Source organism: Protofrankia symbiont of Coriaria ruscifolia, from assembly GCF_900634745.1.
Classification (GTDB): domain Bacteria; phylum Actinomycetota; class Actinomycetes; order Frankiales; family Frankiaceae; genus Protofrankia; species Protofrankia californiensis.
Window position 1 is genome coordinate 1 of the sequence record NZ_CAAAFR010000097.1, and the last position, 8,871, is coordinate 8,871.

Sequence of the window (8,871 nt, forward strand, 5' to 3'; positions counted from 1 at the left end):
CTCGCGTCCGCTGTCGGGGTGTTCCTCGGCGGGGTGCTGACCGAGGGCCCCGGCTGGCGCTGGGTGCTGTTCGTCAACCCACTGGCCGCCGCGCTCGTACTTCCAGCGGTCTTCCGGCTGATATCCGGTGACCAGCGTCACGCGCGGCTGACGGACTTCGACATTGTCGGCAGCGTCCTGGTCACCGGTGGGATGCTGCTGCTCGTCTTCGCGCTGGTGGAGGCGCCCGATCAGGGCTGGGGCTCGGGCCGCACGATCGGTGAGCTCGCCGGAGCAGCAGTCCTGCTGATCGCATTCCTGATCAACGAGCAGCTGGGCAGGAACCCGCTGCTGCCACTGTCGATCTTCCGCGTCAGGGGGCTCGGCGCCGCCGACGTCACCGGGCTGATCGCCTTCGCGGGCCTCATCGCGATGTTCTTCTTCCTCACTCTCTACATGCAGAACGTCGTCGGGTACTCGCCGATCGAGACCGGCGCGGCCTATCTCCCGCTCTGCTTCGGCGTCGGCATTGCCGCCGGCATTTCCTCGCAACTGCTCGCCCGGGCAGGAACCCGACCAGTGATCGTCATCGGCGCGCTGCTCGCGGCCGGTGGCTTGTACTACCTGTCTCGGATTCCCGTCGACGGCTTCTATCTCACCGACCTGTTCCCGGGCCTCATGATCGTGTCGTTCGGGCTGGGTGCGGTGTTCGTCGGCGTCACCACCGCAGCCAACGCCGGCGTGCCCGCCGACAGGGCCGGGCTTGCCGCCGCGCTGCTCAACGCCTCGCAGCAAGTGGGTGGCGCGCTGGGACTGGCGATCTTCTCCGCGGTCGCCACCTCCCGCACCGGCCACCTGCTGGCGGACCACACCGCCATGCCGGACGCGCTCACCTCGGGTTTTCACCGGGCGCTGCTGACCGGCAGCTTCTTCCTGCTCGCCAGCGCCTTTATTGCGCTGCGTACCAGCAACGCACGCGGTGAGGCCCACCAACCTGAATCCGACGCGTTGCCCGAACCAGCCCGGCTGTGACCGCGACCGCCTCCCCCGCGTGCTGCCGCCGTCGGTGATCGCCAGACGCAGGGCGCCGGTAACCGACACCTCAGGACCTCCCGGACCAGCAGCAGCGCGGTCCCCCGATCAACCATCTACCTACCCGGAGCACAGATGACCAACAGCACCAACGCTGGGAACGACCACACGTCCCCGCTGGCCGGCACGGTCGATTTCACCATGATGTATGCGGCGCATGCCGCCTTCACCCGCGACCTGCAGCGCCTGCGACTCGCGTACGAACGTGGCGACGTCCGGACACCGGCAGCGCGCGCACGTTGGGCGACGTTTACCAAGCAGATCCACATCCACCACCAGGCCGAGGACACCGCCCTGTGGCCCCTGCTACGCAACAAAGCACTTCGGCCTGACGAGATCACTGTCCTCGATGAGATGGAGGCCGAGCACGCGCAGATCGACCCGCATCTCGAACACATCGACAACGCCCTCGCATCGGACAACGCGGCAAGCCTTATGGAGAGCATCGATACCTTCGCCACGAGCCTGACCGTCCATATGCGGCACGAGGAAAACGAAGCCCTGCCGTTGGTCGAGGCATATCTTGGCCCCGACGGATGGGCAGCATTCACCGCGACCATCCGTAAAACACAAGGTCTGCGTGGTGGCGCGGAGTTCCTCCCGTGGCTGCTCGACGACGCATCCGAGGTAATACAAGCCAAAGTACTCGGGCTGCTGCCACCACCTGTCAGGTTCCTCTACCGTCGGATATGGGCGCCAAAATATCACCGCATCGCAGGTATCACCGCATAGCGGACCATACAAAACCCTCTCGGACTGATCGACACGTCAAGTAAGCGCAAGTAAGAGAACGAAACCAGGCGACCTGCGCACCCGCGGGTCAGAAGGAGCGTAATCATGAGGATCGTCGTTTTCGGAGCCAACGGGCCGACCGGCCGGCTGCTGACCGGGCAGGCGCTGGCCGCTGGTCACGACGTCACCGCGGTGACCAGACGACCGGCAGAATTCCCGATCACGCACGAACGGCTCGACGTCGTGGAGGCCGACGTGCATGACGCGCAGGCCGTCGACCGAACTGTCGAAAGAGCCGACGTCGTGCTGTCGACGCTCGGCGTGCCGTTCACCCGCAAGCCGATCAACATCTACAGCGACGGAATCCGTAACATCACCGCCGCGATGGTGCGGTACGGGGTCAAGCGAGTGGTCGTGGTGAGCTCGAGCGCCGCCGAGCCGCACCGTCATGCGGACGGCGGTTTCCTGCTGAACCGTGTCTTCCAGCCGTTGATCACCGCGACGATCGGCAAGACGACCTACGCCGACATGCGCCGCATGGAGGGACTCCTGCGCGGCAGCGACCTGGACTGGACGATCATGCGCCCCTCGGGCCTTTTCGATGCACCCGGTGTGACGAGCTACGAGCTTCGCGAGGACCAGGCGCCGGGTATCTTCACCAGCCGCGCGGACCTTGCCGCGAGCCTGCTCGAACAGGCGGCCGATGCCCGGTTCGTACACAAGGCGGTCGCGGTGACAACCTCCGAAGGTGCCCCCACGCTGTTCCAGATGTTGCGCCGGGAGGCATTCAAGCGAGACTGACCTCCAGCGCGCGGATGGCGGGCTCACCGAGAACCGTCAGCAGTTGGCCAGGTGGCCAGCGCGTGGGCAAGAGGAAGCCTCGCCCACGCGCTGGCGTGCGTGTCATGGAAGGTCGGGCAGCGATGCCTCCACGGTCTTGCCGCCGTCAGTTAACGGTCCTGCGGCTGCCCATGCGCCGCGAAGAAAGACGTAATCGCCCGTTCTCCGCACATGAGTGCATCGTTGCAGGTCAGCGCGTTGAGTAATTCGATCATGTAATCCGTTGTCGCAGGTCACAGGCCCATGTGCGGAAGACGGGTAATCGCGTATCCGATGCCCGAACCGGCGCCGACAGCGGTGACCCCGGTCAGACCGGGAACCTGTGTCGGCACCGGGACGTCGGCACCGATGGTGCCGTTCCCCAACTGGCCGTGGCTGTTGCCGCCCCAGGCCCAGAGCGTGCCGTCGGAACGCACCGCATATCCGTTCTCATCACCGCCGGCGATGGCGGTGACCCCGGTCAGACCGGAGACCTGCACCGGCAGCGTCACATCGAGGCCGGGTATGGAGATGGTGCCGATCCCCAGCTGGCCGTTCCAGTTCTGGCCCCAGGCCCAGAGCGTGCCGTCGGAACGCACCGCATACGCCGTATATGGGCCGGCTGCGATGATGGTGACGCCGGTCAGGCCGGAAACCTGTGCTGGTATCGGAGTCCGGCTGCCGACGCCGCCATGCCCGTTCCCCAACTGGCCGACGTTGTTGCCGCCCCAGGCCCAGACCGTGCCGTCGGAACGCAGCACATACGCGGAGAGGCCGCCGCCGGCGATGGCGGTGACGCCGGTCAGGCCGGAAACCTGTATCGGCACCGACGTGAAGAGAGTGGGAGCGGGGAGAGGGCCCAATCCGTCGAAGAAGTTGCCGCCCCAGGCCCATACGGTACCGTCCCGACGCAGCGCATACGCCGTATTCCCGCTGCCGGCGATGGCGGTGACCCCGGTCAGGCCGGAAACCTGTACCGGCACCGAACTGTCGGTGGTGGTGCCGTTCCCCAAGTTACCCTCCGCGTTATAACCCCAGGCCCAGACCGTGCCGTCCCAGCGCAACGCATACCCTGTGACTCCGCTGTCGGCGATGGCGCGGACCCCCGTCAGACCGGAAACCCGCACCGGCAGCAGGCTGTCGGTGGTGGTGCCGTTCCCCAACTGGCCATAGCTGTTCTTACCCCAGGCCCAGACCGTGCCGTCCCGGCGCAACGCATACCCTGTGACTCCGCTGCCGGCGATGGCGCGGACCCCCGTCAGACCGGAAACCCGCACGGGCACCGAGCTGTCGGTGGTGGTGCCGTTCCCGAACAGGCCGGTGTTGTTCCGGCCCCAGGCGTACAGCGTGCCGGCCCGTGGCCGGATGCCCCACCCGTGGACAGCACCGGCAGCGGACGGCGGAAGCGCATCCAATGGGACGCGCACTCCTGCCGTCCCCGATCCTGTTACTCCCAGTCCGGACGGGGAAGCCACAGCAGCTGCCGGCAGGAGCATCGCTCCGACCGCAGCCAACATCGCCGCCCATATCCTGGCCTGCCATCGTTGACCGGACATCGTCGCTTCTCCGCTCCGTAGAACCGGTGGGCGTCACCATGCACACCCCGACATCACGAAGAATAACAAGATCGTTACTTTGCGTACTCATATTGTCATGTGTCTACCAGTGGGCCAGAAGCCGGCCGCCGGCGTGTCCCGCGACGACCGTCAGCCCGCTTCCTGGGGTCGCCGTAGCATCCGCCGAAAATCGGGCGGATATCGCTGACCAGCGTGATCCTGTGGGACGGTCGTACCCGTCAGGTGCTCGCCTGGCTGGAGGCGAAGTCGGCGCGGGCTTGGTCGAGCGCCTCCGGGTGCGCCTGGCGCTTCGCGTGTTCGTCCAGCGCCCGGTAGATGCTGGCCAGGCTCGGGTTGTGGCCCTTGCGCTTGCCCGTGGGGATGATCAGGTCGCGACGAATGTCCGCCACCGATTCGCCGTTCGCGCGCCGACGCAGCATGGTGTGCAGCATGTCGTCGGTGATCACTGGGGGCCGGCCGCCGTGGTTCCCCTTGCGGGCCGCGGCGCTGAGGCCTTCCAGGGTTGCCTCGCGGATGTTCTCGCGCTCAGTCTCGGCCATCGCGGCGAAGAACGCGAACAGGATGCGGCCGGTACCGGTGGGGTGTAGATACCGGTCAGGGGTCCGGCGAGCATCTCCAGCGCGATGCCGTGCGCGGTGAGGTGGTCCGCGAGCGCGGTCAGCTCAGCGGAGTCGCGGCCGAGCCGTTTCATCTCGTACACGGTCAGGAGCACCCGACAGTGCGGGGCGTGGGCCTTGATCTGCCGGCACAGGTCCAGGGCGGCCTCGAACTTCGGGCGGATCCGGATGCGGGTGGAGACCTTCTCGGCGAAGATCTTGTCTCGCGGGATGCCGTGCGCTTCCAGGGCGTCGAGCTGTGACTGGAGTTCCTGGGTGACGTGCGAGCACCGGGCGTAGCCCACCCTAATGTCGGTGGCGGGCCTGTCCGACGGGATGGGTGCTGGTGGTGTGCCCGGCCGCCACAGCTGGCCCGGGCCGCGGGCCGCCGGGGTCGGCACCCGCAGCTGCTTCGCCAGCCGAGGGACCTTCATGAACCGGCCGGTGTGGTAGGTCCCCGCGACCGTGCCGGATCGAGACCGACACGGCGAGCCCGGCTCGACCAGGCACCGGGGACACGGATACCGCTCTACCGCGTCGGTGTCGGCGGTGGCATCCGGTTCGCTGCTCACCCTCGAAATCTTCTCGCAAACCTCTCCCACAACTGTCACGACCTCCGTTCACGTGAGAACGGGTTCTGAGAAAGAATCCGGGGCTGTGCACCCGATCCAGGGGCGGTCCGGCCTGAAGCTCTCAGAATGGACCGTTTCTGGGAACCGCACCCTCGTCCGGCATCGCCCATCCGCGCTAGCCGGCCGCCCCGATGCGGGCATGGAGCAGTTCACGGCGGTGTTCATTCGCCTGGCGTCCGTAGAGCACGCCGCGTCGCTGCACGCACTCCTTGAAACGGCCCGGCTCGCCGCCCAACCACCCAACAGGCCGACGACACCGCTTCCCCCTACCCAGTAAAGGAGAACCACGCCATGACCCCCCTGCACGCCTTCCCTCTGGAGCCCGCCCCGATCCACGTGTCCGACGACGTCCTCGATGACCTGCACGCCCGTCTCACACTGACCCGTCCGCCGCTGGACGAGGGGAATGGGGACTGGTCCTACGGCGTCCCGGACAGCTATCTCCGTGATCTTGTCGCCTACTGGCGGGACGACTACGACTGGCGCAAGGCCGAGGCCGCCATCAACGCCTACGAGCACTACCAGGTGAGCGTCGCCGGTGTCCCGGTGCACTTCATGCACAAGCCCGGCCACGGCCCCCACCCGATCCCGTTGATCCTCACCCACGGCTGGCCATGGACGTTCTGGCACTGGTCGAAGGTGATCGACCCGCTCGCCGACCCGGCCGCGTTCGGCGGTGACCCCGCCGACGCGTTCGACGTCCTCGTACCCTCCCTGCCCGGCTTCGGATTCCCCGGCCCGCTCACCGGCTTTCCGGACGTCAACTTCTGGAAGGTCTCCGACCTCTGGCACACCCTGATGACCGAGACCCTGGGATACGAGAAGTACGCCGCCGGGGGCTGCGACATCGGCGGGATCGTCTCCAGCCAGCTCGGCCACAAGTACGCCGACGAGCTGTACGGCATCCACATCGGCTCCGGGCTGCCGCTCGACTTCTTCACCGGCCCCCGCGCCTGGGACTTCGCCCGGAATCGGCCCCTCGCCGACGACCAGCCCGCCGACGTCCGTGCCCGGATCATCGAGCTGGACCTCCGCTCGGCGTCCCACCTCGCCGTGCACATGCTCGACGGCGCCACCCTGGCCCACGGGCTGAGCGACTCACCCGCCGGACTGCTCGCCTGGCTGCTGGAGCGCTGGAACGCCTGGAGCGACAACGGCGGCGACGTCGAGTCCGTCTTCACCAAGGACGACCTGCTCACCCACGCCACGATCTACTGGGTGAACAACTCCATCGCCACGTCGATGCGTTACTACGCCAACGCCAACCGCTACCCCTGGGCCCCCGCCCACGACCGCACCCCGGTCGTGCAGGCCCCGGTCGGCCTCACCTTCGTCACGTACGAGAACCCGCCCGGCATCCACACCGCGGGCGAGCGTGTCCGGGCGTTCAAGACCGGCCCGCAGGCCGATTGGTTCAACCACGTCAACGTCAACGCCCACGACCACGGCGGCCACTTCATCCCCTGGGAGAACCCCGACGCCTGGGTGAGCGACCTGCGTCGCACCTTCCACGGCCGCAGGCCCTGAACGACCCTGCGGGCTCGTCTGGCGACGGCCAGACGAACGTTGCCTGGCGTGGTCAGAACAAGGTGTCGCGGACACGTAGCGGCCGGTACCCAGTCGGCCCGAGCTGCGCGAGTTCGCCCTCGATGTCCACCTGATCGCACCGAAGAAGTTGATGTTCTCGCTGTGCGCCGGGGAGATGTGCGCGAGCACCTCGTCGTCGATCCGCCGGCCAGCCGCGCGCATCGAGTCCACCGCGAGCCCGTAGTACTCGGTCGTCCAGGCCAGCACGGCGTTGGTGACCAAGGTCAGGCACCACGCCTGTTCGGTCTGGGCGTCGAGGTGACGGGCGCGGACGGCGCCCTCGTGGGCGTAGAGCAGGTCGCGCTTCAGGGCATGCAGCGACTCTCCCTTGTTGAGCTGCCGAGCGATCTTGTGTCGGTACGCCGGGTCAGACAGGTAGCGGGCGGCGTAGATCGTGCGTTGGAGAGCCCCGCATTCCTTGAGCGCCGCGGCCAGGGCGTTCTGCCGGCCGGAGGCCGAGAGCTTCCCGACCAGCAGTGACGCGGTGGCGTGGCCGAATTTCAGCGACCCGGCCAAGCGGAGCAGGTCGTCGTAGTGCGCGGCGATCAGGTCGAGGTTGGCGCGGCGGGTCAGCAGCGGCCCCGCGAGTGGGAACGCCGCCTCCGCCTCGGGTTTCGAGCCTGTCCGGCAGAGCGTGATCTTCCCCAGGTCCCGGATGCGGGGTGAGAGCTGCAACCCCAGCAGGTCGAAGAGGCCGAAGTTGACCAGGGTCACGCCGTGGGTGTCCGTGGCGTGCTCGGTGATCGGTATGTCGGTGGCGTTGCCCAGGATCTCGTCCAGGACGTAGTGGGCCTCGCGCCTGGTCGCCACGATGATCTTCGTGCCGTAGGTGGTGTGCTGGTCTGTCACATGTGTGTAGGTCGAGAGTCCCTCGTGCGCGAAGTACCTGCTCAGAGCCCTCGCAGTGACCGACTTGCCGCGGGCGGGGAACCGCTGGCCGTCCGAGGAGGACAGGGTGCCGGTGCCGAAGACCGGGGTGAGCGGCAGCGTGCCGTGGTAGTCGATGATCGCCAGGTTCGCCGCGCGCAGCGTCTCCTCCCGCACGTACCACTCGGCGGTCCAGGACAGCACGTCGTAGGGAATGCCGCAGGCATCGGCCATCCGGGTCAGCCCCAGGTTGGTCGCCTGCGCGATCAGCACTGCGATCAGGTTGCGCTTCAACTCGCTACTGCGAGCCTGTTTGCCGCCGGCGTAGGTAAAGCAGTCCAGGTAGCCGGTGCGCTTGTCCAGCTCGATCAACAGCGACACGACCGGTGCGAACGGCAGCATCTCGGTCAGCTCGGCCTTGAGCGCGATCGCCTCGGACGGGACATCCTCCGCGGACATCGGGAAGATCACCAGGTCCCCTTCGCCGTCCAACCGGACCGGACCATCGCCTTCGCCGAGGGTCTGTTCCAGCTCGCCCAGGGCGGTGTGCAGCTCGTCTTTCACCTGGGCCAGCGCCGCGTCCGCATCGGCGGGTTTGCCGACCAGCCGGCAGAACTCGACCAGTTCCCGCAGGATCGCCACCGCTTTGAGCAGGTCGGTCGCGGCGGTGCCGCCGGCGAAGGTCACCGCGTCCAGTACCTGTGGGGTGAACTGCCGCAGGTACCCGTACGAGCTGTCCAACGCGGCCAAGTGCCCGTGATCGCGCGGCAGCGGCGGCAACGCGGTCGTCTGCGCGGAACGCAGCCGCTCCCACCCGACCTTCTCTCCCCGGATCAGCCCGCCGACGTCCTCGTCCGCGACCGCCGGATCGGCGACGATCGCGAGAATCGCCTCCAGCAGGGCCTGGCGGCCCTCGCCGGCCTTGCCGCGCTCGGCCAGCTCGTCGCGCATCCTGTGCGCGGCCTTGCTCTCCCGCGCCGAGACGGACTA

Annotated in this window: 7 protein-coding genes and 1 pseudogene; 4 read left to right on the forward strand and 4 right to left on the reverse strand. The window is 67.6% G+C overall.

The annotated features are described in order from the left end of the window. The 3 genes from CV1CTNOD_RS12680 to CV1CTNOD_RS12690 all read left to right on the forward strand — a co-directional run. The coding region (locus CV1CTNOD_RS12680; protein WP_131786323.1) for an MFS transporter at nt 1-1,011 on the forward strand (1,011 nt) is incomplete at its 5' end. Nucleotides 1,012-1,146: 135 nt separating this feature from the next. After that, nucleotides 1,147-1,803: a hemerythrin domain-containing protein gene (locus tag CV1CTNOD_RS12685; protein WP_131786324.1), complete on the forward strand. Its 657-nt coding sequence runs from the start codon at nt 1,147-1,149 to the stop codon at nt 1,801-1,803. Nucleotides 1,804-1,908: 105 nt separating this feature from the next. Next, on the forward strand, nt 1,909-2,604 hold the full coding sequence (locus CV1CTNOD_RS12690; protein WP_131786325.1) for an NAD(P)-dependent oxidoreductase: 696 nt from the start codon (nt 1,909-1,911) through the stop codon (nt 2,602-2,604). Between the two features lie 272 nt (nt 2,605-2,876). Here the strand turns inward: CV1CTNOD_RS12690 and CV1CTNOD_RS12695 are convergent, their stop codons facing one another. The 3 genes from CV1CTNOD_RS12695 to CV1CTNOD_RS12700 all read right to left on the reverse strand — a co-directional run bounded on the left by CV1CTNOD_RS12695 (nt 2,877) and on the right by CV1CTNOD_RS12700 (nt 5,367). Beyond that, a complete protein-coding gene (locus tag CV1CTNOD_RS12695; RefSeq protein WP_131786326.1) occupies nt 2,877-4,178 on the reverse strand; it encodes an RCC1 domain-containing protein in 1,302 nt (433 codons plus the stop codon). Between the two features lie 239 nt (nt 4,179-4,417). Continuing rightward, a complete protein-coding gene (locus tag CV1CTNOD_RS28280) occupies nt 4,418-4,738 on the reverse strand; it encodes a hypothetical protein (RefSeq protein ID WP_207386394.1) in 321 nt (106 codons plus the stop codon). Next, complete coding sequence (locus CV1CTNOD_RS12700) at nt 4,642-5,367, reverse strand: recombinase family protein (protein WP_207386395.1); 726 nt, start codon at nt 5,365-5,367, stop codon at nt 4,642-4,644. The genes CV1CTNOD_RS28280 and CV1CTNOD_RS12700 overlap by 97 nt, the downstream gene beginning before the upstream one ends. A 351-nt stretch (nt 5,368-5,718) precedes the next feature. Between CV1CTNOD_RS12700 and CV1CTNOD_RS12705 the strand changes: the two genes are divergently transcribed. Beyond that, nucleotides 5,719-6,954 (forward strand): epoxide hydrolase family protein, encoded by a 1,236-nt coding sequence (locus CV1CTNOD_RS12705; RefSeq protein WP_131786327.1) that lies wholly within the window; start codon nt 5,719-5,721, stop codon nt 6,952-6,954. 52 nt (nt 6,955-7,006) lie between these two features. Here CV1CTNOD_RS12705 and CV1CTNOD_RS27815 read toward each other — a convergent pair. Further along, a pseudogene (locus CV1CTNOD_RS27815) lies at nt 7,007-8,871 on the reverse strand (transposase); the annotation flags it as partial.